This is a genomic window from Heyndrickxia shackletonii (assembly GCF_001420715.1).
Lineage (GTDB): Bacteria > Bacillota > Bacilli > Bacillales > Bacillaceae_C > Margalitia > Margalitia shackletonii.
This window is the reverse complement of the sequence record NZ_LJJC01000006.1, coordinates 342,272-367,246: the sequence shown is the minus strand read 5'-3', so window position 1 is coordinate 367,246 and position 24,975 is coordinate 342,272. Positions and strand designations below refer to the sequence as shown.

Annotated in this window: 20 protein-coding genes; 10 read left to right on the top strand and 10 right to left on the bottom strand. The window is 36.4% G+C overall.

From position 1 onward, the window contains the following. Nucleotides 1–436: 436 nt before the first annotated feature. The 3 genes from AN964_RS20075 to AN964_RS20065 all read left to right on the top strand — a co-directional run bounded on the left by AN964_RS20075 (nt 437) and on the right by AN964_RS20065 (nt 5,474). Nucleotides 437–1,834: an NAD-dependent malic enzyme gene (locus AN964_RS20075; RefSeq protein WP_055741594.1), complete on the top strand. Its 1,398-nt coding sequence runs from the start codon at nt 437–439 to the stop codon at nt 1,832–1,834. Nucleotides 1,835–2,080: 246 nt separating this feature from the next. Then, nucleotides 2,081–3,511, top strand: coding sequence for an aspartate ammonia-lyase (aspA, locus tag AN964_RS20070; RefSeq protein ID WP_055741593.1), 1,431 nt, complete (start codon nt 2,081–2,083; stop codon nt 3,509–3,511). A gap of 421 nt (nt 3,512–3,932) precedes the next feature. Beyond that, nucleotides 3,933–5,474 (top strand): malate:quinone oxidoreductase, encoded by a 1,542-nt coding sequence (locus tag AN964_RS20065; RefSeq protein WP_055741592.1) that lies wholly within the window; start codon nt 3,933–3,935, stop codon nt 5,472–5,474. Between the two features lie 136 nt (nt 5,475–5,610). Here AN964_RS20065 and AN964_RS20060 read toward each other — a convergent pair whose 3' ends face one another. The 7 genes from AN964_RS20060 to AN964_RS20030 all read right to left on the bottom strand — a co-directional run bounded on the left by AN964_RS20060 (nt 5,611) and on the right by AN964_RS20030 (nt 11,856). Further along, complete coding sequence (locus AN964_RS20060) at nt 5,611–6,477, bottom strand: IS3 family transposase (protein ID WP_083489487.1); 867 nt, start codon at nt 6,475–6,477, stop codon at nt 5,611–5,613. Continuing rightward, nucleotides 6,441–7,004 (bottom strand): helix-turn-helix domain-containing protein, encoded by a 564-nt coding sequence (locus tag AN964_RS20055; protein WP_055741590.1) that lies wholly within the window; start codon nt 7,002–7,004, stop codon nt 6,441–6,443. The genes AN964_RS20060 and AN964_RS20055 overlap by 37 nt, the downstream gene beginning before the upstream one ends. A gap of 360 nt (nt 7,005–7,364) precedes the next feature. Next, the gene (locus AN964_RS20050) at nt 7,365–8,222 is read right to left on the bottom strand and encodes a dimethylarginine dimethylaminohydrolase family protein (RefSeq protein WP_055741589.1); all 858 of its coding nucleotides are present in this window, start codon (nt 8,220–8,222) and stop codon (nt 7,365–7,367) included. Between the two features lie 157 nt (nt 8,223–8,379). Next, the gene (gene ahpF, locus AN964_RS20045) at nt 8,380–9,909 is read right to left on the bottom strand and encodes an alkyl hydroperoxide reductase subunit F (RefSeq protein ID WP_055741588.1); all 1,530 of its coding nucleotides are present in this window, start codon (nt 9,907–9,909) and stop codon (nt 8,380–8,382) included. Between the two features lie 14 nt (nt 9,910–9,923). Next, on the bottom strand, nt 9,924–10,487 hold the full coding sequence (gene ahpC, locus AN964_RS20040; RefSeq protein ID WP_055741587.1) for an alkyl hydroperoxide reductase subunit C: 564 nt from the start codon (nt 10,485–10,487) through the stop codon (nt 9,924–9,926). Nucleotides 10,488–10,882: 395 nt separating this feature from the next. Continuing rightward, entirely contained in the window at nt 10,883–11,065 is a 183-nt protein-coding gene (locus tag AN964_RS20035; RefSeq protein ID WP_055741586.1) for a hypothetical protein, read from the bottom strand. Between the two features lie 29 nt (nt 11,066–11,094). Further along, complete coding sequence (locus AN964_RS20030) at nt 11,095–11,856, bottom strand: DeoR/GlpR family DNA-binding transcription regulator (protein WP_055741585.1); 762 nt, start codon at nt 11,854–11,856, stop codon at nt 11,095–11,097. A gap of 237 nt (nt 11,857–12,093) precedes the next feature. On the opposite strand from AN964_RS20030, the gene AN964_RS20025 reads away from it, so the two are divergent. The 7 genes from AN964_RS20025 (at nt 12,094) to AN964_RS19995 (ending at nt 21,052) form a co-directional block, all read left to right on the top strand. Then, nucleotides 12,094–12,846: an ABC transporter ATP-binding protein gene (locus AN964_RS20025; protein WP_055741584.1), complete on the top strand. Its 753-nt coding sequence runs from the start codon at nt 12,094–12,096 to the stop codon at nt 12,844–12,846. Next, nucleotides 12,839–14,458, top strand: a complete 1,620-nt coding sequence (locus AN964_RS20020) for an ABC transporter permease subunit (RefSeq protein ID WP_055741583.1) — start codon at nt 12,839–12,841, stop codon at nt 14,456–14,458. Before AN964_RS20025 ends, AN964_RS20020 begins: the two co-directional genes overlap by 8 nt. Nucleotides 14,459–14,501: 43 nt before the next feature. Next, nucleotides 14,502–15,503: an extracellular solute-binding protein gene (locus AN964_RS20015; RefSeq protein ID WP_055741582.1), complete on the top strand. Its 1,002-nt coding sequence runs from the start codon at nt 14,502–14,504 to the stop codon at nt 15,501–15,503. 23 nt (nt 15,504–15,526) lie between these two features. After that, nucleotides 15,527–16,621: a 2-aminoethylphosphonate--pyruvate transaminase gene (gene phnW / locus AN964_RS20010; RefSeq protein ID WP_055741581.1), complete on the top strand. Its 1,095-nt coding sequence runs from the start codon at nt 15,527–15,529 to the stop codon at nt 16,619–16,621. Further along, entirely contained in the window at nt 16,618–17,439 is an 822-nt protein-coding gene (phnX, locus tag AN964_RS20005; RefSeq protein ID WP_055741580.1) for a phosphonoacetaldehyde hydrolase, read from the top strand. Before phnW ends, phnX begins: the two co-directional genes overlap by 4 nt. Before the next feature lie 105 nt (nt 17,440–17,544). Further along, nucleotides 17,545–18,219: a uracil-DNA glycosylase gene (locus tag AN964_RS20000; RefSeq protein ID WP_055741579.1), complete on the top strand. Its 675-nt coding sequence runs from the start codon at nt 17,545–17,547 to the stop codon at nt 18,217–18,219. A gap of 838 nt (nt 18,220–19,057) precedes the next feature. Further along, a complete protein-coding gene (locus AN964_RS19995; protein ID WP_055741884.1) occupies nt 19,058–21,052 on the top strand; it encodes a bifunctional diguanylate cyclase/phosphodiesterase in 1,995 nt (664 codons plus the stop codon). Between the two features lie 20 nt (nt 21,053–21,072). Here AN964_RS19995 and AN964_RS19990 read toward each other — a convergent pair whose 3' ends face one another. From AN964_RS19990 to AN964_RS19980, 3 genes are all read right to left on the bottom strand, one after another. Further along, complete coding sequence (locus tag AN964_RS19990) at nt 21,073–22,116, bottom strand: F0F1 ATP synthase subunit beta (RefSeq protein ID WP_055741578.1); 1,044 nt, start codon at nt 22,114–22,116, stop codon at nt 21,073–21,075. Nucleotides 22,117–22,279: 163 nt separating this feature from the next. Further along, nucleotides 22,280–24,223, bottom strand: a complete 1,944-nt coding sequence (locus AN964_RS19985) for an ABC transporter permease (RefSeq protein WP_055741577.1) — start codon at nt 24,221–24,223, stop codon at nt 22,280–22,282. Then, complete coding sequence (locus AN964_RS19980) at nt 24,213–24,974, bottom strand: ABC transporter ATP-binding protein (protein ID WP_055741576.1); 762 nt, start codon at nt 24,972–24,974, stop codon at nt 24,213–24,215. Before AN964_RS19980 ends, AN964_RS19985 begins: the two co-directional genes overlap by 11 nt. Nucleotide 24,975: the final 1 nt, after the last annotated feature.

Genomic DNA, 24,975 nt, shown 5'->3' with positions numbered 1-24,975 from the left:
GGGAAGTAAATTGTTCGGAGAAAACTGTACGGTTTTTGGTTCCAATCATGTTATATATTTTTTAAATGAAATCTATCGTTTTCAATTAAAACTACCTTACAATGCTCCGGAATAAATTAGAGTAGCATTTAATTGATATTTTACCATTTTTATATTAACCAAATATCACCCAAAATTTATTTTTTGGTAGTATAATGAAAGCGGTATATAATCTTTGTTAAGGAAAAATTCCCAACATTGATTTACGAATTAATCTATCAATCCGGGAATATTGGTTACAACATGAAAGGTCACTTGATTCAGCAGAATTTGACCTCTTATTGTAAACTAGTAACAAGGATAAGGGAGTTAGCTATAACTGTCTTATTATGGATGATGCCTATTTATGAGCATTGCCTTAGGAAAAGGTGACAAAAATGCATAAAGGAGAAAAACAATGGCTTTTAATAATTTGGTAGCACGTGTCGAATTAAAAAATATTTCATTTGGTGAAGTTGCCTCTGTTATAGGAAAAGCAGGAGGAGATATTATATCCATTGATGTTATTAGTTCCAGTGGGGAATCTTCCGTACGTGACATCACAATTGAAGTAAGTGATAAGCACGAGGAACAAGTTCTTGAACATCTAAGATCTACCTCAGGTGTAAAAATAATTAACGTATCAGATCGGACATTTCTTGCGCATTTAGGTGGAAAAATCTCGATTAAATCAAAGATACCTATCAAAAATAGAGATGATTTATCAAGGGTTTATACTCCAGGAGTTGCTCGTGTTTGTTCCGCTATTCATGAAGATCCGAAGAAAGCTTACTCTTTGACGATTAAACGAAATACTGTCGCAGTAATTTCAGATGGCAGTGCTGTACTCGGTCTTGGAGATATAGGACCGCTTGCATCGGCACCTGTTATGGAAGGTAAGGCGATGTTATTTAAGCAATTAGCGGATGTTGATGCCTTTCCAATCTGCTTGGATACACAGGATACAGAAGAGATCATTCAAACAATAAAAAATATAGCACCTATTTTTGGCGGGATTAATTTAGAAGATATTAGTTCACCACGTTGTTTCGAAATTGAAAAGCGTTTGACGGAAGAATTAGATATTCCAGTTTTTCATGATGATCAACATGGAACCGCAGTGGTTGTCGTTGCAGGTCTTTTAAATGCCTTAAAAGTTGTGGGTAAAAAGATGGAAGACGTTCGTGTGGTTGTGAATGGAATCGGAGCTGCCGGAGTAGCCATTTGTAAAATGCTTATTAATGCGGGTGTAAAACGTCTCGTTCCTGTGGACCGTGATGGGGCAATCGTAAATGGTGGAACCTATCCTTATCCAATGTGGCAATGGCTAGCGGAACAAGATCAAGTTGAAAAGCAAGAAGGAACGTTGAAAGACGTTATTAAGGATGCGGATGTTTTTATTGGCGTATCAAGAGGCGGTATTTTATCAGCTGCAGATGTTCAGAAAATGGCTGAAGATCCAATCGTTTTTGCGATGGCTAACCCTAATCCTGAAATTTCACCTGAGGAAGCTCAGGATCATGTAAGAGTATTTGCTACAGGACGCAGTGACTACCCTAACCAAATCAATAATGTGTTAGCGTTTCCTGGTATATATCGTGGAGCTCTCGACTGTCGGGCAACTTTAATTAATGAGCCAATGAAGCTTGCTGCTGCTCGGGCGATCGCATCGGTTGTTACGGAAAAAGAACTGAACGAGCAATATATAATTCCTAGTATTTTTAACGAACATGTCGTTTCGAAAGTACGTCAAGCTGTTGTACAAGCAGCAATCTTAACAGGAGTGAACCGTCGAATTCCTAAGGATTTTAGATAGTAAGAAAAGCGGAAGCGCCGCAGCTCTAGCGTACGGATTTCGTAGTCTTCGACCGATATAAAGGAAACCGTGCTGAGGTAATTCACTCGCTATTGAAAAATAGCTCTTCCATTTTTACCTGATGTTGACTTATCGACCGGAGGAGACGGAGAAATCCGCTAGCTGCTTGCGCTAGACAGTGTCTATTTTTTATTTTTCTTTAATATGGACAGCTATTGGACTTTACTAAATAGGAGAGCGAAAAATATGTCAATCACACAAAGTCAAATGCGTACTGAAAAGGATTTTTTAGGATCAAAGGAAGTTCCTGCTGAAGCTTATTATGGGATTCAGACACTCCGGGCAGTTGAGAATTTTCCAATCACTGGGTATCATATCCATGGAGAATTAATAAAGGGTATGGCAATCGTGAAAAAGGCAGCTGCACTTGCAAATATGGATGTTAAGCGTCTCTACTCCGAACTTGGAGAAGCAATTGTTAAGGCAGCAGATGAAATGATAGAAGGCAAATGGCATGATCAAATAATAGTTGACCCGATTCAAGGCGGAGCAGGAACATCGATTAACATGAATGTGAATGAAGTCCTTGCCAACCGTGCTCTCGAATTGCTTGGGAAAGAAAAAGGGGACTATTTCCATTGCAGCCCCAATACTCATGTTAATATGTCCCAATCCACAAATGATGCATTTCCTTCGGCGATTCATATTGCCGTGTTAAATCTTTTGGAAAACTTATTGGCTACCATGGAAGAAATGCGTGCAGTTTTTGAGGAGAAGGCTCAGGAATTTAACCATGTCATTAAAATGGGGCGCACACACCTTCAGGATGCTGTGCCGATTCGGCTTGGACAGGAATTTGAAGCTTATAGCCGCGTTATCGGTCGCGATATCAAACGAATTCAACAATCACGTCAGCATTTATATGAATTGAACATGGGGGCAACAGCAGTTGGAACCGGATTAAATGCTTATCCGCGGTACATTGAATTGGTAGTAAAACATCTGGCAGAGATTAGCGGCTTACCGTTAATCGGTGCTGAGCATCTTGTTGATGCCACCCAAAATACAGATGCTTACACAGAAGTATCAGCAGCATTGAAGGTTTGTATGATGAATATGTCAAAAATCGCCAATGACTTGCGTTTAATGGCGTCAGGACCAAGAGCCGGATTAGGTGAAATCACACTGCCTGCAAGACAGCCGGGTTCTTCCATTATGCCTGGTAAAGTAAATCCTGTGATGGCAGAAGTAATTAATCAGGTGGCATTCCAAGTTATTGGCAATGACCATACAATCTGTCTGGCATCCGAAGCAGGCCAGCTTGAGTTAAATGTTATGGAGCCTGTTCTTGTATTTAATTTGCTGCAATCCATCAGCATCATGAATAATGCTTTCCGCACTTTTACTGACAATTGCTTAAAAGGCATACAAGCTAATGAAGAAAGAATGAAAGAGTATGTTGAGAAGAGTGCAGGACTCATTACTGCAGTAAATCCCCATATTGGGTATGAAGCGGCAGCTCGTATTGCCCGCGAGGCAATCTTAAGCGGTGCACCAATCCGGGATCTATGTTTGAAATATGATGTATTAACAGAAGAAGAGCTAAATTTGATATTAGATCCGTATGAAATGACACATCCAGGAATTGCTGGTGCTGAATTACTCGAACGAGATTAATACTTTAATAGGGAATTCCTAAATAAAAATTTGGATTTTTTAGGTGTCTTAGTTCATTAACTTGTCCTTCAACTTGGGTCCATTTAAGGCTGGATAATTTATAACTTTTTAATTACAGCCTCTTAAGTTGATATAAGAAACTGCAAACCAAAGCCTCAACCTTTTCGAGAAACTGTTAAGGCTTTGGTTTTTGTGTGCGCAAACGTATGGGTGCAAATACCCACTTTTTACTAGATTTTCAAATAGCTTATAATTATCAAATAATCCTAGTTATTTTAAACTAGAAATAATAGTGATATAATATAAGAAGGAAAAAATTGATGCAGAAATGGTGTGACTAGGTCGCGCCATGGCTTGCTGTGACGCTTTAGCAGGATAGCCTACATCCTTTCTGCAAATATAGGGAATAAGGATGAAAAAAATGAGCAACCGTGATACTAGAACAGACGTTATTTTAATTGGTGCCGGAATCATGAGTGCGACTTTGGGAACACTCTTGAAAGAACTAGTTCCGGATTGGAATATTACTGTTTTTGAGAAGCTCGAATGGGCAGGAGAGGAAAGCTCTAACGAATGGAATAATGCGGGAACAGGGCATTCTGCACTTTGTGAGCTTAACTACACCGTAGAAAAACCGGATGGATCCATAGATATTAGTAAAGCGATAAATATTAATGAACAGTTCCAGGTTTCAAGACAATTTTGGTCTTATCTTGTAAACAGTAATTTAATCAGTAATCCTCATGACTTTATTATGCCATTGCCTCATATGAGTTTAGTACAAGGGGAAAAAAATGTAGAGTTCTTGAAAAAACGTTTTGAAGCGCTTTCGAACAATCCTCTTTTCCAAGGGATGGAATTTTCTGATGATCCGGAAACATTGAAGGAATGGATTCCGCTTATTATGGATGGCCGTACATCGAAGGAACCTATAGCTGCAACCAAAATTGACACAGGAACGGATGTCAACTTTGGTGCTTTAACACGCATGTTGTTCGACCACTTAGAGAGTAAAAACGTTCATATCAAATTTAAACATAAGGTTAATGATATTAAACGTACTGCCGATGGCGCTTGGGAATTAAAAGTAAGGAACGATAGAGGCATTGTCGAACGCCATACTGCAAAATTCGTCTTTATTGGTGCCGGTGGCGGAAGCTTGCATTTACTACAAAAAACAGGTATTCCTGAAAGTAAACATATTGGAGGATTCCCAGTAAGCGGATTATTCCTAGTATGTAACAATCAAGAGGTTGTAGAGCAACATCATGCAAAAGTATACGGAAAAGCTGCAGTTGGTGCTCCTCCAATGTCTGTGCCGCATCTTGATACACGATATATCGACAACAAAAAATCATTGCTATTCGGACCGTTTGCCGGCTTCTCACCAAAATTCTTAAAAACGGGTTCTAATATGGATTTAATCGCATCTGTAAAACCGAATAATGTCTTTACGATGTTAGCAGCAGGTGCAAAAAACATTCCTTTAACAAAATATCTCGTTCAACAACTTATGTTATCGAAGGAACAACGTATCGAAGAGCTACGAGAATTTGTTCCTAACGCTAAAATTGAAGATTGGGATATCGTGGTAGCAGGCCAACGTGTTCAAGTTATTAAAGATACGGAGGCTGGAGGCAAAGGAACGCTTCAATTTGGTACGGAAGTTATTACAGGTGCTAATGGCACCATCGCTGCATTGCTTGGCGCTTCTCCAGGTGCTTCTACCGCTGTTCAGGTTATGCTTGATGTAATAAACAAATGCTTCCCGCAACATATGAAGGAATGGGAACCGAAAATTAAAGAAATGATTCCTTCTTATGGCTTGTCACTAAGGGAGCATCCAGAGCTTATCGAGGAGATTCATACTTCAACAGCACAGGCGCTTGGCTTAAACGAAAACGTTCAGTTACAGGATTCAAACAAGTCAGGTAACGTAGAGAGAGATACTGCAACTGTTTAATATTGTTAGAAAAGCATTTTTAAATTAAGTAGTGCTGATACTGTGGTGAAATTTAGAAATCACAGTAACATAAGCAATAGAAATAGTGCACATAAACGCATGGATATGGTGGTTACCCCTAAAAGTTAGAGTTTTATTATGCAGCTGATTGGCTGGATTGAGTTCGGTATTCAACTGGCCTCATTCCAGCCAATTTTTCTTTTGAACGTTCATTGTTATACCAGTAGATATATTCTTCTATTCTTCTTTTTAATTCTTCATAGCTTACTAGAATCTCCCCATAATACATTTCTTGTTTTAAAATGCCGAAGAAATTCTCCATCGAAGCGTTGTCTGCGCAGGTTGCTTTACGTGACATGCTTTGGAATATTTTATTTTCTTTTAACGTTCTGACCCATTGGTTGTGTTGATAATGCCAGCCTTGATCGGAATGGATAGTGGTGCGATAGGTCGCATGATTCTTTAATATCTCTATTGTTTCTTTTAAAGGTTTCATGACAAGATCTAACGTTGGACGTTTCCTAATTTCAAACGCAACAATTTCTACGTTATAAAGGTCAAGAATCGGATTTAAATATAACTTCTCATCGCCTAGACATTTGAATTCTGTAATGTCTGTTACTAATTTTTGAAGAGGGATAGGTGTGGAAAAACGCCGGGATAAACGGTTTTTCGCTACCTTCCCAACCTTCCCCTTATAGGAATTGTATTTACGGGATTTCCGCATAAATTTTACACATTTCAATCCTATTTCTCGCATAAGTCGATACACTTTTTTATGGTTAACACGATGTCCTAACTTCTTTAATTCCTTTGTGATGCGTTTATAACCGTAACGTTCATGGAACTTCTTAAACAGGTCGGTAATGAGTTCTTTTAGCTCTCTATTCGTATCTTTATTCCCAAAGTTTTTTACATGATAGTGATAGGTTGCCTCAGGAATACCGACCACAAGGAAAATATCCTTTAATCGGAATCCTTCTTCTTTGAGTTCGAATGCCAATTTAGCTTGTGCTTTTCGAGGAAGGCATTCTGATTTGCCCGAAAAGCTCTCAGCTTTTTTAGGTACGCATTTTCTAGCTTTAGTAGTTCATTCTCACGTTCCAACTCTTCTTCACGTGTTAACTTTTTTTCTTCCTTATTCTTTTGTTTATTGGGTTTCTTAGACACAGAAGACCGCCCCTTTGGTTTTGGAATCAGGCCTTCTACTCCTTGTTCATAAAATTCTTTCGTCCAGCGAATAATCAAGGAAGGGTTGTTCAAATTAAAATGAACAGCAGTTTCTAAATAAGAAGCACCTGTGTTTAACATAAATTGTATCGTATCCATTTTAAATTGAACAGAATACTCCTTTTTCGTTTTCCTACGATTTAACCCATCCATCCCTTGAGACTTATATACATTCACCCATTCACGTATTGAGGTCTGGCTGCCCATATTATATTTTTTTGCCAATGATCCATACCCAATATTGCCCTCTAAATACTCGGTGACAAGCCTTATTTTGAATTCTTCACTATATTTTGCCATAAAAACACCCCCGAAAGTTAGATTTATTACTCTAACTTTCGGGGGTCGGTACCTATTAGCCAAATCCATGCGTTTTTAGTTAATTTGTCTTTTAACCCCTTACCGGACACTGAGTACGTTATTTTCATAAATAATGCTATTTTTGAGGAATTACCGGACACTGAGTACGCTATTTGCCAAAAAACATGTAAAAATGATGGCTTTTTGGCTAAAGAGCGGAACGTATGTCCGATAAAAACACGGAATTACCATTTTTGCCATAGATAACGGAACGTATGTCCTCACAATTCCACGTATCGATTCACAAGAAGCAATTGTCCCGTCCAGATATGCAAGCGTTAGATTAGGGTCACTATTATTTTAAGCTTCCCGTATAATCGGTAGAGTGCAACAACGAAAGGATCCGCCGGATTTAATGATTTCTGTGATATCCACTTCAATAACTTGAAAGCCATGGTCACGAAGTTGCTGGTTTACCTTTTTGTTGACAGGCAAACTCAATAATCGCTTGTTTCCAATACTTAACACATTTGTACCCAATTGAAATTGTTCTTCTTCCGACACTTCAATTAACTCATAGCGAGAAGCAAAATAATCGATGTATTTTTTCGTTAATGCATTTGGATAGATAAGTGCAATATCAGGTGAAACGACATTAAATATACAATCCAAATGTAAGTATTTATCTTTAAATGGGATGGGAACCACATTAAATTGATTCAGAAGGCGCTGTAACTGATCTGCTGCTTTTTGATCTGTGCGGTTGCTCAGCCCCACATAAATGGTTTCCTGGTCAATCACAACATCTCCGCCTTCGATTCGTTCCTCGACTAAATTATAATAAGAAATTTCTTCCTCCTCCAACCATTGCTTTAAAACGTCTTCCTCTCCTGCACGGACTTCTGTCGCCATCTTAGCAACAAAGATGGTTTGTCCCAGTGTAAAACCAATATCCCTAGTAAAGACTTGTTCAGGATATTTTTTATGATAAGGCAATAAAATAACCTCGATGTCATTATCCTTTAGTGTTTTGACCAATTCCCCGTGCTGCTCGAGCGCTCGTTCAATATGGATACCTTCATTCTTAAAATGCTCCTGGGTTTCATTAATAACTTCGCGGATTGTCATATATTGAGGCTGACAAAGGATTACTCGTTTTAATATGTCATACTCACTCATGCAAAAAGTCTTGCTGTTTGTCGTAGGGCTTTTTGCCATTTAATTGCCCTCCAGTCTACCTTTTTACATTAGGATTTCCTAAACTAACGTTATTATTTAGAAAATCTCATCCAAGTCGCTTTAATGAAAGAAACAAAAAGTAAAGGAGAGCAATGAACGTAATCAGCTCTCCTTTTCTTATATATTCATGTTATATTTAATTTCGAATGAGATAATCAAATGCGCCTAAAGCGGCAGTAGCACCTGAACCCATCGAAATAATGATTTGTTTATACGCGCTATCTGTACAGTCACCTGCAGCAAATACGCCTGGGATGCTTGTCGCTCCATGCTTATCTACAATGATTTCACCAAAGCGAGTGCGCTCAAGAGTTCCCTCTAACCAGTCGGTATTTGGCACAAGACCAATTTGAACAAAGACACCTTGCAATTCAATATGATGTTCTTCGCCTGTTTCACGGTCAACGTACGAAATACCGTTTACTTTGTCGGTACCCGTAATTTCTTTTGTTTGCGCGTTCTTGATGACTGTTACATTTGGAAGGCTGTATAGACGATCTTGTAATACAGAATCTGCCTTAAGCTCTGGTGCAAACTCAAGAACTGTTACATGTTTTACAATTCCTGCAAGGTCAATAGCCGCTTCAATACCGGAATTACCACCGCCGATAACAGCAACGTCTTTTCCCTCAAATAATGGACCATCACAATGTGGACAGTAGGCTACGCCTTTGTTTTTAAACTCAGCTTCACCTGGGACTCCAATATTGCGCCAGCGTGCACCAGTTGAAAGGATAACCGTTTTACCCTTTAGAACAGCTCCATTTTCTAACTCCACTTCAATGAAGTCTTTCTTTTCTAGACGTTTAGCACGTTGTACATTTATCACATCAACATCATAATGTTTTACATGTTCCTCTAGACTTGCTGCGAGTTTAGGGCCTTCTGTGTATTTTACGCTGATAAAGTTCTCGATGCCTAGTGTATCCATAATTTGGCCGCCGAAGCGTTCAGCGACAATACCTGTTCGAATGCCTTTACGGGCTGCATAGATTGCTGCACTGGCTCCGGCAGGGCCACCGCCAACTACAAGCACGTCATATGGTTCTTTATCAGAAAGATCGGAGGCATCTGTAGTATTTCCCATCTTAGCAAGAATTTCTTCCAGTGTCATACGGCCACTGCCAAATGATTCTCCATTTAGGAAAACAGTTGGTACAGCCATAATGCCTTTGCTTTCTACTTCTTCCTTGAAAGCTGCGCCATCAATCATGGTGTGACTAATACCTGGATTAAGAACACTCATGATGTTCAGTGCCTGCACAACATCAGGACAGTTGTGGCAGGTTAGACTTACGTAAGTTACAAAGTGATATTCACCTGAAATGCTTTTTATTTGATCGATTACTTTTTGTTCGATCTTTGGTGGTCTGCCGCTCACCTGAAGCAGAGCCAGCACGAAAGAAGTAAACTCATGTCCAAGAGGAATTCCAGCAAAAGAGATTCCTGAATCCTCCCCGACACGGTTTACACTAAAGCTTGGTGTTCTCTCCAATGTTGTTTTTTCTACTTTAATTTTAGATGACATGGTCGCTAGCTCATCCATTAGAGCTAGCATGTCACCGGATAATGAATCGGAGCCTGCACTGACTTTAAGCAGCACATCGTTCTCCAATAATTGAAGGTATTGATTTAGTTGTGCCTTAATATCTGCATCAAGTATCATTTGAAGCACTCTCCTTAAATTTTGCCTACAAGGTCTAGGCTTGGCTTAAGTGTTTCAGCGCCTTCTTTCCATTTTGCTGGGCAAACTTCACCTGGATTGTTGCGAACATATTGTGCTGCTTTAATTTTGTTAATAAGGGTGCTTGCGTCACGGCCAATGCCATCTGCGTTAATTTCAATAGCTTGAATAATACCATCAGGGTCAATAATGAAAGTACCGCGGTCAGCTTGTCCTAATTCTTCAATGAACACATCAAAGTTGCGGGAAAGAACATGTGCAGGGTCACCTATCATTGTATAAGTAATTTTACCAATTGCTTCTGATGTATCGTGCCATGCTTTATGTGTAAAATGAGAATCTCTTGAAACAGAGAATACTTCAACGCCAAGTTCTTGAAGGGCAGGGTATTGATCTTGAAGATCCTCAAGCTCTGTTGGGCAAACAAATGTAAAGTCTGCTGGGTAGAAGCAAACAACACTCCAGTGACCTTTCATATCTTGTTCAGTTACTTCTAAAAATTCACCGTTTCTGTAAGCTTGTGCTGTGAATGGTAGTACTTCTTTTCCGATTAAAGACATAATGTATATTCCTCCTAATATTTTGATGATTTATTAGTAATAACGAATAATAATTTGCTTTTAATTATGATTCGTTATTTATAATAATTTTAATACAAAAACTATTATTATATACTTTTTGTTGTTTTGTCAAGAAGAATGATTCTTATTCGAAATAACTATTTTTTGTTATGGTTGCTTTATTTACATAAATAAATGAGATTACGGCACATTTTCAATTGATATTCCAATTTCTCAATTAAAAGGTATATTAGGATAAATAATTGAGGTTCAACTAAATATATTGATAATAAACAAGAGGTTATCCATTATAGATAAGCCTATTAAGATGAACTACGGGGTATTTTGGATAAATTAGGGTAAAAAAGCTGCATCCATAATAGGTACGATAACATTTATGTCAGACGGTTTCTAAGCAGAAATTCGATTTTGTTCTGCTGCCTTTTTGGTACGTCCGATTGCCCATCCCTACGTAAGATCGTTTCCTGATCAAATACAAAATAACCGCCTACCATTCGTTTCTCGACTAAGTAATAGATATAAATGGGGAAATATTTAAAAACAAGAGGTGCTGTCAATTGATGCACCTCTTGTTTTTAAATATATATCATTCTGAAATGATTAGATTTGTCGGAGACTTTTTAAATTGATTGATCAAAACTTGATTTATGTTTTGATCTGTAATAATATAATCAATTTTTTCAAGTGGAGCTATTCCAATGGTAACATTCTTCCCAAATTTTGAACTATCAGATGCAACATAGATTTCATTAGATAATTCAATCATTTTCTTTCGAGTAATGGCTTCTTCAATATTGTAGTCAGAAATCCCTTTTTCGATTGTAATGCCACTGGCACAAATAAACGCCTTTTGAATGTTTAATTGATTAAAATTAAATAAATATTCATAGGTGACGACGGATTGTTCGTTTTTTCTTATTTTTCCACCTATGATAATCAGTTCGACATCACTATTCATTAGTTCAAGAATGATCGGGATGGAATTGGTTATTACTGTAAGGTTCTTTTTATTTTTAATATATTTTGCAATTTGAAAGGTAGTGGAGCCGCTATCTAGATAAATACAATCCCCATCGTTGATATATTCACTGCATTTTTGTGCGATGCTATTCTTTTCCTCTAGATGGCTGATCATGCGTTCATCTATAGTAGATTCTCCAAATTGCGATTCTATTAATTTAATTCCACCATAAATTTTCTTGATTTTCCCTTCCTTCGTAAGCTGGTTTATGTCTCTGCGCAATGTATCAACAGACACTTCCAATTCTTTCGTTAACTCCGTTATCTTCAATACTTTTTTTATTGTTAATAGATCCATAATTTTTTTTTGTCTTTCAAGAGGAAACATCTTCTTCACCCATTTTTAGTTAGCATTTTAATTTAAAGTGTACTGATTACTCATTCTGTTTTCAATATATTTACAAAAACAACATTAAATATTTAGCATATGTTAAATAAAATTTAGTCATAAATTGCGCATGATTTACTTAAAATTTATGCACAATTTACATACTATTTACATAATCATTAATTGAAATTTACATATAGTTTTTATACTTAAAATGTACTCAAGGAGGTGAACAGTTTGCTGAAATTGCAATACATAGGCAAACAATACAATCAAAAGGTCATTTTAGAAAATATCAATCTTGAAATTAACACAGGAGAAATCGTTTCACTATTAGGGCCAAGTGGCAGCGGTAAAACGACGTTATTAAATATTATCCTGGGCTTAACTAAAATGGATCAGGGGAAAATCATTTTTAATGATACGGATTTGAGTAATGTACCAATGAAGAAGCGAGGATTCAATATTGTCTTTCAAGATTATGCCCTTTTTCCTCACTTAAATGCATATGAAAATATTGTATATGGCTTAAGAAATAAAAAGGGATTAGTGTCAGAGAGAGAAATTCAGGAATATATCGAGTTTCTAGAGTTAGAACCTCATTTGAAAAAGAAAATAGGGGAATTATCAGGCGGTCAGAAACAAAGGGTTGCGCTTGCAAGAACATTAGTGACAAAACCGAAAATATTATTGTTAGATGAGCCTTTAAGTGCATTGGATGGGGTCATTAAAGAATCGATTAAGGAACGTATTAAGTCTATTGCGAAGGAATTTAAGCTTACAACTATTATTGTCACACATGACCCAGAGGAAGCATTAACATTATCAGATAAAATTCTCATTATTAATAATGGGAGCATTTCGCAGTTTGGAACACCTTATGAAATTATGAATCAACCAAGTAATGATTTTGTGAAGGAATTTATTCTCAAGCAATTACAGATTAAAAGACAAAACATTTATAACTTATTTGGTGAAAAGTATGCTTAATGTAAAACATGAAATGCGGATCTTTTTTTTCATTGTAATATGTGTATTTGCGGCCTTTCTTGTATTGCCTTTAATCAGTTTATTTGTTCGTTCCTTTGAAACAAATCACGGATTTGGAATCTCAAATTATGTTTCTATTATGTCTAACAAAGAACTAATAGAGTCGATTGGAAACAGCATAAAAATTTCTAGTATTACTGCTGTAATTACTACTATTTTAGCATTTGTTTTAGCCTATACCATCCATTGCACGAGAATCTACCGTCCGTTAAAAGCTGTCATTAAAACGGGTATTCTTATCCCTATGTTGCTGCCAACAATTACATATGGATTTGCTATAATGTATTCTTTTGGAAACCAGGGATTAATCACCAAACTTTTCGGGAGAAATTTATTTGAGATTTACGGATTTAAAGGGTTATTAATCGGCTACGTGATTTATACATTACCGCCTGTGTTTCTGCTTATTAATAATTCCTTTACGTATATGGATAAAAAATTCTTTATCGTATCAAAGCTGATGGGGGATGGAGCGGTAAGAAGTTTTAGGAATACAATCATTCGTCCATTATTGGGAACTATAGGTGGAGCCTTCATTCTCTCCTTTATCTTGAGCTTTACGGATTTTGGGATACCTGCTTCAGTTGGGGGAATATATAATGTTGTTGCAACAGAGCTTTACCAAGTTATGCTCGGTTCTATTCCAGATTTTAATAATGGTGCAGCCATAGCGGTACTGATGTTATTTCCAGCTATGTTTGGGGTTTTACTGTTAACTTATCTTGATAGATATAATTTTCATTACGATAAATTTGCTGATATAGAGTTAGTTCAGAATAAAAGTAGAGACATTTTCTTAGGATTGATATCTTCTCTTATGTTAATTGGAATGGTTGCTATTTTTGTCGTCATGTTTGTAGCACCGTTGGTAGTTAGTTATCCATACAATCTTATTTTTACATGGAAGCATTTTTCTGATGTTTTTCAATCGAGCGATTTAGTAAATGTTTATAAAAATTCATTATTAGTAGCGGTCTGTACTGCCATATTTGGTACGGTTATTGCCTATTGTTCAGCTCTTTTGAATGTACGCACAACTATTAAAGGTAAATCAGTAATGGATATTATTTCAATGATTACAAATACAGTACCGGGTATGGTATTAGGCTTATCTTATTTATTTCTTTTTAATAACAGCAGTTTAAAAGGGACATTTTTCATCATTATCCTATGTACCATTGTTCACTACTTTACGACGCCTTATTTAATGGCGAAAAATTCCCTAGCTAAAATGAATCCATCTTGGGAAACGACTGGAGAACTATTGGGTGATAGCTGGTTATCAACAATCCTACGTGTCATCATTCCCAATTCGGTATTAACCGTAATCGAGATGTTTAGATACTATTTTATCAATGCAATGGTAACCATCAGTGGAATTATCTTTTTGGTTACAGCCCAAACTTCAGTAGTAGCAAGCAAAATTAAGGAATTGCAGCATTTTGCTAAATTCAATGAAATCTTTGTTTTATCTATACTCATCTTTTGTACAAATTTATTGGTTAAATTGCTTTGTGATTTTTTTCAAAAACGACAATTAGTGGATCGTTAATGAGTGATTTTTTAATAAAAAAATTAAAAGTGAGGGATAGTGTATGTTTAAAAAGCTTAAGGGAATATTGCTGTTTCTTGTTGTAGTAGGTTTAGTAATTTCATTAGTTGGCTGTAATAATTCAACAGATGCAGCAAATGCTGAAGTAAAGAAAGTGGTTATTTTAACGAATGGTGATGACGAAGCAGTTGCAGCGATGGAAAATGCATTAAAAGGAGCAGGGTATGAAGGAAAATATGTAGTTCAATCTTTGGGTACTTCTGAATTAGGAGGAAAGCTAATGGCAGAGGGAGATAAGATTGATGCTAATTTAGTTACCATGAGCTCTTATTTTGTACAAAGTGCTCAAGAAAAGCACAATATGTTTAAAGATTTATCATTCACAACCAATGCGTTAGAAAAATATCCGTCTTATTATACGCCGATTTTAGCTAATACCGGTTCCATTTTCATCAATACAGAAGTCATCAAAGAAAAGGGATTACCAATGCCAACTTCTATTAAGGATTTAACGAAACCGGAATTTAAAGGCCTAGTGTCAATTCCAAATATTATGGACTCTTCAACAGGTTGGTTATTAGTCCAAGCCATTATTACTCAATATGGAGAAAAAGCAGGGAAGACCATTCTACATAAATTAATTGCAAATGTTGGTCCACATCTTGAAAGCTCTGGTTCAGGTCCTATTAAGAAAGTACAAGCAGGAGAAGTTGCCGCAGGTTTTGGACTTCGTCATCAAGCGGTATTAGCGAAGGAACAAGGTGCACCAATTGATTATATTGATCCAAGGGAAGGTAATTTCTCTCTTACGGAATCCATTGCAGTTGTGAAAAAAGATGATGCAACTACAAAACTAGCAATGAAAATGGCCGAGGTTATCATTAAAAATGGCAGAAAAGAGCTATTAGACTATTATCCAGTTGCCTTGTATAAGGGAGAAACAATTAGTGACGTTCATAAGCCTGCTCATACTAAAAAATTTGAAAAGCCATTAACCGTTGATCTATTACAGCAGCACCAACAGTTTTTTAATTCAGCAAAATAAAGGGATGAAGGAGCGTAGGGAACATGAATAACTATAAACTTTTGACACCAGGTCCATTGACTACTACTAAATCTGTTAAAGAGGAGATGCTTTTTGATCGTTGTACTTGGGATCAAGACTATAAAGATATTACGCAAAAAATAAGATCACAACTTCTTGCACTTGCAGGTGCTACGAACGAAGAGTATACCGTTGTATTAATGCAAGGAAGTGGTACCTTCGCCGTTGAATCTGTAATGAATACTGCTATAACGGATCATGACAAGTCATTAATCATTACAAACGGTGCATATGGTGAACGAATTGTAAAAATGGCGAAATACATTGGTCTTACATTCAGAGAGTATAGTATTCCATATAATGAATATCCAAATGAAGCGGAATTAAGGAGTATTTTAGATGAAGACCAAGAAATTACACATATAATTATGGTTCATTGTGAAACAACGACAGGGATATTAAATCCGATTGAAGTGGTTGCAAACCTGTCCAAGAGTTATGGTAAAACACTAATCATTGATGCAATGAGCAGTTTCGGTGGAATGGAAATCAATGTTCCTGCCCTTGGAATTGATTATTTAATAAGCAGTGCCAATAAATGTATTCAAGGTGTGCCAGGATTTGGTTTTGTCATTGCAAAACTGGAGAAACTATTAACTTGTGAAGGGAATTCTCGAAGTTTATCACTAGATTTATATGATCAATGGAAGGAAATGGAGAACGACGGGAAATGGAGGTACACTTCACCAACACATGTAGTTGCGGCTTTTTCAAAAGCAATGGATGAATTAATAGAAGAGGGCGGCATTCCAGCTAGACATGCGCGCTACCAAAATAATAATCGAATTTTAAGAGAAAGACTTGAAAAAGTAGGAATTCATGCCTATATCGCGGAAGAAAAACAATCACCGATTATCACTACCTTTCTTTTTCCAAACGAACAATTCAATTTTGAAGACTTTTATTCCTATGTAAAAGAGAGAGGTTTTGTCCTCTACCCAGGAAAGTTAACGGATGTAGATACATTCCGTATTGGGAATATTGGTGAAATTCATGAGGAAGATATACAAACATTATGTAATATTATTGAAGAATATATGGGAGTGATGGCCAAATGATTAAGATTGAAGGAGTCATTTTGGATTGGGCAGGGACAACAGTTGATTTTGGTTGTTTTGCACCTGTAAATGTTTTTATGGATATATTTAAAAAAGCAGGTATTGATGTAACAATGGAGGAAGCAAGAGCACCCATGGGAATGCTTAAGATAGACCATATTCGCGCCATGTTGTCGATGCCTAGAATTTCTGCTTTATGGAGTGAAAAATTTGGAAGAGAGTTCAATGAAAAAGATGTTGAGAACTTATATGCTGAATTCGAACCTTCACTCATGTCTTCTTTAATAGATTATACAGATCCAATTCCAGAGGTTATAGAGACTGTACAAACATTAAGAAGCCAAGGTTTGAAAATCGGTTCAACAACAGGATATACACAAACGATGATGGATGTTGTTGTTCCAAATGCATGGAAAAAAGGTTATAGTCCAGATTTTTATATTACTCCTGATGAAACAAATTCTCTAGGTAGACCATATCCATATATGATTTATCGAAACATAGAAGCATTGAATTTATCGGCATCATGGAAGGTAGTAAAAGTCGGAGATACAATCTCAGATATAAAAGAGGCGGTTAATGCAGGAGTTTGGTCAGTAGGTGTTATTATTGGCAGCTCCGAAATGGGACTAAGCATAGATGAATTTAATGCTCTATCCGAATCAGCTCAAGAGAAAGTCATCTTGAAAACGGAACAAACCTTTTTACAAAATGGGGCTGATTTTACAATCAGGTCAATGAGCGAACTGCCTCCATTAATTGAAAGAATTAATCGCCTTATTTCAGAAGGTAAGTGGCCATATGTTAAAATGATGTAAATAAAGCTTTATGTGGTATAGAAGCTTTATCTTTTCGTTGATATTCGAAATACTCACTTCTATAATGAAATGGTTAACCATTATAGAAACGAGTGTGGAATGGCGATGGCTATTTTAAAAAATGATTGGGCACCTTTACTTGAAGAAGAGTTTGAGAAACCGTATTATCAACATTTAAGGAAGCATTTGCACGAAGAATATCAAACGAGAGTGATTTATCCGGACCGTTATGATATATTTAACGCGCTTCATTTAACTTCGTATAACGATACGAAAGTCGTCATTATTGGCCAAGATCCTTATCATGGTCCGGGACAGGCCCACGGATTAAGTTTTTCTGTTAAACCTGGAGTTAAAATTCCTCCATCATTACAAAATATTTATAAGGAACTGCATACTGATTTGGGATGCTATATCCCCAATAATGGTTACCTTGTAAAGTGGGCCGAGCAAGGAGTTTTAATGCTTAATGCAGTTTTAACCGTCCGGGCGGGAACCCCAAACTCTCATAAAGGTCTTGGTTGGGACATTTTTACTGACAAAGTTATTGAAACATTGAATCAAAGGGAGACACCAGTTGTGTTTATCCTTTGGGGGAATTTTGCTCAGGCAAAACAACAATTGATTACTTCATCCAGGCATTTCATTATTAAGTCTCCTCATCCAAGCCCGTTTTCAGTCAATCGAGGATTTTTTGGCAGCAGACCATTTTCCCGGACAAATGCTATTTTACGGGAAATTGGGATGGAGGAGATTGATTGGCAAATACCAAATTTATAGATTGTTGTTTTTTGAGCAGGTAGATTCCTGATAAATGAAAAAATAATTCCCATGCTTACAACAAGTAAGGGAATTATTTTTTTTCATCTATTTATTAACATTAACGGTTTTTAACAGGCTCTGCGTATATGATATATAGCCATGGAGCATTCCCTACAAACAAAAAGGGATAACAAGTTGCAAGCAATAAACTATCCTCTTAACATCAAGTTTAATAATCGAATGTTGATTTTATCGTTTTATCTTCAAAATGTACCATAATTCATCTTCATTTATTTCCTATCCATTTAATTACCTGTTTATTTCTATCTTCGAATTTATTATAAATATTTTAAAAGATTTTACTCATTACTAATTTACAAATGTAGGAGATAAATATTATCCTTTCTACTATGTGTCCCTATATTATTGTGAGGGAAAATTAATGAAGGCAAAAATAGGGGCAACCGGTGTGACCTAATTTCTACTTGTTTCGTTTACAGATAAGATTAATGGAAAGTTTTTGAAAAAGATGCAAGAAATTGTAGATTATTGTATAGCATAATTAATTTGTAGGATATAAACCGTGAAACAAGATAGACAATAGAAACAAAAATATGAAATAGTAATCTAGTTATTGCTAACTAAAGAAAAAAAATTTCTATTTGAGGGTAAGTTACAAAAGGAGAAGCAGAGGGAGATTATTTTATTGAAATAATGTTTAGTTACACTAATTTGGATACATTTGGTTTGTAATATTTTTATGGATTGGAATACCCTTCTATCTGGATTGAAAACTTTGACAATGCATCAAGTATATGAAAAACTGATTATCTTAAAGGAGTGGAAAACAATCATCATGGAAGGAAGTTATAACATTTATATCGTTATACTATCTATAGTTATTGCGATATTAGCATCGTTTTCAGCTTTAAATATAGCGGCAAAAATTTCGCATGCAAATGGGAAGAGCCGATGGTTTTGGCTTATAGCAGGTGCGTTGGTTATGGGAAGCGGCGTTTGGTCCATGCATTTTGTTGGAATGCTAGCTTTCCATTTAAATGCTCCTGTAAAATATGACGTTGGATTTACTTTGCTCTCTATGTTAGCAAGTGTCATTTCCTCTTTTATTGCATTTTATATCACTATGCCAAAAGACATTAACAGGTATCAACTGGTTATTGGCGGATTTATTATGGGAAGCGGTATCGTAACGATGCATTATGTAGGAATGAAAGCAATGATTATGCCAATGGGGCTTAGTTATGATAAAACTTTGTGGATATTATCGGCAATAATCGCTTTTGTTGCTTCTTATGCTGCGCTATTTTTATTTCTTCGATTTCGAAATCAATCCTCATCCAGCTGGCTGAAGTGGTTGTCTGCCGTCGTTATGGGCTTTGCTATTTGTGGTATGCACTATACTGGAATGAAGGCTGCAAGATTTCATCATATTTCGGGTATGATGATGGAACAAAACCATTCAATGGATTTTTTTCTTTTATATGGCGTTACAGTAATGATTTTTCTTATTTTATTCATTTCATGGGGTGCAATGTTTTTTGATCGGCATGTGCTGGAGAAGCTCGCTTATCAAGATTCCATTACAGGCTTGCCCAATCGTAATGAAATGAACCGCTTTTTTAATACATATGTCGGAACGGAAACGATTGGCGTTTTGTTTTTGGATTTGGATCAGTTCAAAGCTATTAACGATACACTTGGTCATGATGTTGGAGATTTACTTGTACATGAAGTAGGGAATCGCTTGCGGAAATTCATTCGAAGGGATCAGCAAGCATTTCGCATTGGAGGGGATGAATTCTTAATTATTTTAAAAGATTGTAGTTTGGAAAAAGCCGAAAAGCTGGCAAAACAGGTGTTGCAAAGTATTAAAGAGGTTTATCGGATTAACGGAAATGAGTTATATGTGACGGGGAGTATCGGCATAAGCATCGGTTCGATTCAGGAATTAAATCGTTCAGAATTGTTAAAATCAGCTGACACAGCCATGTATAAGGCAAAGGGATTAGGAAAGAACCAGTATTGTGTTTATACCAATGAAATGGGGATTCAAGAAGTCAGGAAAATGGAATTAGAAAAGGATTTGCAAAATGCACTCGAGCATAACCAATTCTACATCGTTTATCAACCGAAATGGAACGTCAAAACCAATAAGTTATTTGGATTTGAAGCGTTAATCCGGTGGAATCATCCTAGATTGGGAGTCGTTTCACCTGGAGAATTTATTCCGATTGCGGAAGAGACCGGACAAATTATTCCAATTACTAGGTGGATAATAGAAGAGGCCTGTATGCAATGCAAATCTTGGCAATCTCAAGGACTAGTACAGCCTGTTTCTGTCAATTTGTCCGTTCGTCTTTTTGAAACGGATCAATTAACAGAATTAATCGGGAATTTATTAGAAAAGGTAGACTTGGACCCGCATTTTCTTGAACTTGAAATCACGGAATCTATGGTTTTTTACGACATAAATGATATTATTCGACAACTGGAAATTATTCGTGATATGGGAGTTAAAGTATCAATGGATGACTTCGGAACAGGATATTCTTCAATCGGATTATTAGATAAGATACCTATGGATGCCATTAAATTAGATCGGTTATTTACATTTGATTTAGACAATCCAAGCAAACGCGCGATCATCCAAGCGATTATCTTGATGGCTGAAAATCTTCACTTAGAAGTAATTGCAGAAGGTGTTGAACAGCAGGAACATATTGATTTGTTGACTCAGCTTGGATGTTACGTTATGCAAGGTTTTTTCTATGGAAGACCGATGGAGAATAAAGAGATTTCAAAATATGTGAAAAGAGATGTTACGGTTTAAGTAACACCTCTTTTTTTAAATTAGAGTTTACCTATATAAGTTAATGATTTTAAATCCGCAGAATCAGCCCCACCATCTAATATTTTGCGAACATCATTTAAGGTAGTATTAATATCTACTGATTCTCCTTTTATTCCGGAGTAAGTTTCTGCTACATAAAAAGGCTGGGTAAAATATGCTTCTAATCGTTCTCCTCTATGGTAGGTTTCTTTTTCAGCTGTTGGAATTGCCTCAAGTCCTCTTACATTCACTAACGAGCGTAGTTCTCGGTAGCGACGCAACAGTTTTTGTGCTCTTTGTTGAATAAAAAGATGGTTTTGGTCCAGATGTGCCCCCTCCAAAACGGATGATGTGGAGTAAATTGGGTTTATGGCCGGGAAACTATGTCGGGCTGCGAGGTCTGCGTCAAAATACAATAATGTTTCCAAAGGACCATAAGGAAGATCTTCATCAACCACCGCCCCTTTTAAATCAAGCAGAAATGTGGTTACTGTTTGAATATTTGCAGTATGTAATTGGTCTTGGAGATTAAATATTTCCCCTGTCAGTACATGAGAGCGATCCGCGGTAAAAATAATATCTTGATTTGCACCTAAGGTGATGATTTGCTCATAAGCTTTTTCGATAGAGTCCACTACGACATCCGCATATTCCGTAATATCATTTAATTCAGGATGGTTTTCTTCGGGTTTTAGTAAAATAACGGAATACCCATCGTTCTTGAGTCTATAGAATAATTCTCCAAGTAATACCAGCTGTCCCATGCCAGGACGAGCTACTAATCCGACTGTTCCTCCCTTGGCAATAGGTGCAAATAAATCTAATGTTTTAATTTTAGTTTCAATCATCTCGACAGACTCTCCTCTTAATATCAACTCATCTAAACTGCATTGGGCTAATGATGCGAGGGCAACTAATGTCCGTACTTCAGCACGTTCAATTGGAATTTTCCCGGTACACAGATTGGATACAGTGGCTGGACGTAAGCCCATTGATTTAGCTGCACTCGTAAGGTTTGGAACTCTCCTTCGCAATAATGAAACGTTTAACCTTAAATTATCCAATATTTACACCTTTTTACTTTATATGGTAATATATATTACTCTGAGGAGCAACAAATTGTTACTTTATAGAGTAACTTTTTTTACTGTAAATAAGATTGTTTAAAAATGAAGTCGTAAGTGTAATAAAAAACGGGACAGAATTCTGTCCCGTTAGCAATGTGGATTAAAGTGCTCCTTTAATCACCTTTTTATAATAGAGAACTGATAGTACCCCGAAAATGGAGTATAAGACAGTGTATAGAAGCATGACCGCAATCATTGGTGTCCAGAGTTCGGTGCCAAATAGGAACCAGCCGGATTTTACAGCAAAATAACTATGGAGAAGTCCGATGGCTAAAGGGATACCAAAATTAAAGATTTGCTTTGCTTGAATACCTTTTAATAAATCTCCTTGAGTGAAACCAAGTTTTCTCAGAATGGTATAGTTTGGCCTTTCGTCTTCACTTTCATCCATTTGTTTAAAATAAAGAATGCATCCAGATGTGATTAAAAAGGTTAATCCAAGGAAACCAACGATAAACATAGCGAGTCCCATGATTTGTTTCTGGCTGTTGCTTATTTCATAACGAGATAGATTATCGGACTTCTCATTGAGGCGCAACTTATTGAAAATGTTATCTGCCTTTTCAATATTGTCTCTATCCTTTATATCAATTCCAATATAAAGAGATTTTTTTTGAATCTTAGGATTAAGATCTGTCTTTAATTGCTCAAAAACGGTTTTGTCTACAACGGCTACTGGTAAACTTCCACTCGTGAAATTGTATGGAAGAATCGATTCGTCTATTATTCCTGAATATTTCAGAGTATAGGTCTGGCTTTTTCCACGTAGTTTAATATGTCCGGAATCTTTGAAGGATATCACTTTTCCAAGTACACCGCTATTCCCCATAAAGATGGATTCATCCTTTGACAAATGGAGGTTGGATACCGCTTCGTCACTGATGACAGCTAGAGTCATAACATTCGGATCAAAGTTAAGTTCTTTTAAACTTGTCTCCATGATATCCTTAACATTAATATCAGCATAAAGGACAGGGATCCTTTTTTCATTATAAGGAATATTCTTTGCCGATAAAGCGTCCTCGAACTGTTTAGCATCCTTGCTGGTTGTCATGGAAAAATTGGCCGGAGCATTGTTTTTGGCGCTTTTCTCTGCTGAATAGTAAGAAATATAGCTTAATGATAAAAGACCAATGGCAAGCGCAGACACGGTTGTAATAATTGTTAATAATAAGGCGTTTGATTTCATCCGAAACATAATGGATGATAACGATAATACCTCATTAATATTTAAATAACCACCTTTACTTTTCCTAACCATATTGGTGATGAATGTAACAGAGCCTTTATAAAATAGATAGGTACCAATAATAACGGAACCAAGAATAAAAATCATGGCGATAAATAATTCATTTATAGTTGTAAAGTTACCGCCGAATAATTTCGATGAGACATAATAGCCCGAAACGATGAAAACAATGCCGATTACCCCGATAATCATTTGAAAAACGCTTATCTTTTTAACTTTTCCTTCTGTTGAGGAAATTACCCTGAATAAGGACAGGATTGTTTGTCTTTTAATATAAACATAGTTTATCAACAAGATAACCAAGTAAATGACACTGAAGACGATAAGAGTTTGAATCATTGCCTCAATGGAAAAATGAAGGGTTGCATTCGTTCTTACACCCGTAATTTTAAATAATATCATCATGACTAATTTCGAACAGGAAAACCCTATAAAAGTTCCAATTATTAGGGAGCCGTAATAAAGAAGGAAGTTTTCGGCACTCATAAGGCGGAATATTCCAGTCTTTGTCATTCCAATCAACTGAAATAAACCAATTTCTTTGCTGCGGCGTTTCATAAAAAGCTTATTTGCATATAAAAGAAAGATAGCAACAATTGCAACTAGCAGAATGGATGCTGCTTTCAATGCTGCAGCTCCTTTAACCGAACCTTTTGCTTCATCCATAGATGGATCATATTGCAGTGTGACAAATGCGAAATACAGGGCGACACTAAAAATTAAAGCAAAGACATAGAGATAATAATTCTTAACATTCTTTTTTAGGTTGCGAAGCATGAGCTGATTAATACTCATTTTGTACACCACCTAATACAGCCTGTGTTTTCATGATGTCATTAAAGAATTGTTGTCTAGTTTCTTCCCCTTTATTTAGCTGTGTGAAGATTTTTCCATCTTTAATAAAAATAACTCTGCTGCAATAGCTCGCCGCGACTGGATCGTGTGTAACCATGAGAATCGTAGCTTTACGCTTCTCATTTAAGCTACTAAGCTTATTTAATAAGTCAGAAGCAGATTTTGAATCGAGTGCACCGGTTGGTTCGTCCGCAAAAATAATGCTTGGTTCATGAATAAACGATCTAGCAGCAGAGGTGCGTTGTTTCTGACCGCCGGAAATTTCGTTTGGATATTTATCTTTGATTTCATAAATACCGAGATCAGTCGCTACCTCTTTAAATTTTTGTTCTGCTTCTTTTTTCGGTACCTTTGTAATGGATAAAGGTAAAAGGATATTTTCTTTGACGGTCAGAGTATCTAGTAAATTATAATCTTGAAAGATAAAGCCCAAATGATTTTTTCTGAATCCGGCTAATTGTTTTTCTTTCATCTGAGTCATATCTTTTCCTTCAATTCTAATGGTTCCATTACTCACTCGATCGATGGAGGAAAGGACATTAAGTAAGGTAGTTTTTCCAGAACCGGACGGGCCCATGATACTGACAAACTCCCCTTTGTATACACTAATATCGATACCCTTTAATACTTCCTGTTTATTGAATTTATTTCCGTAGATTTTATATATGTTCGTTGCATCTAATATTTTCATA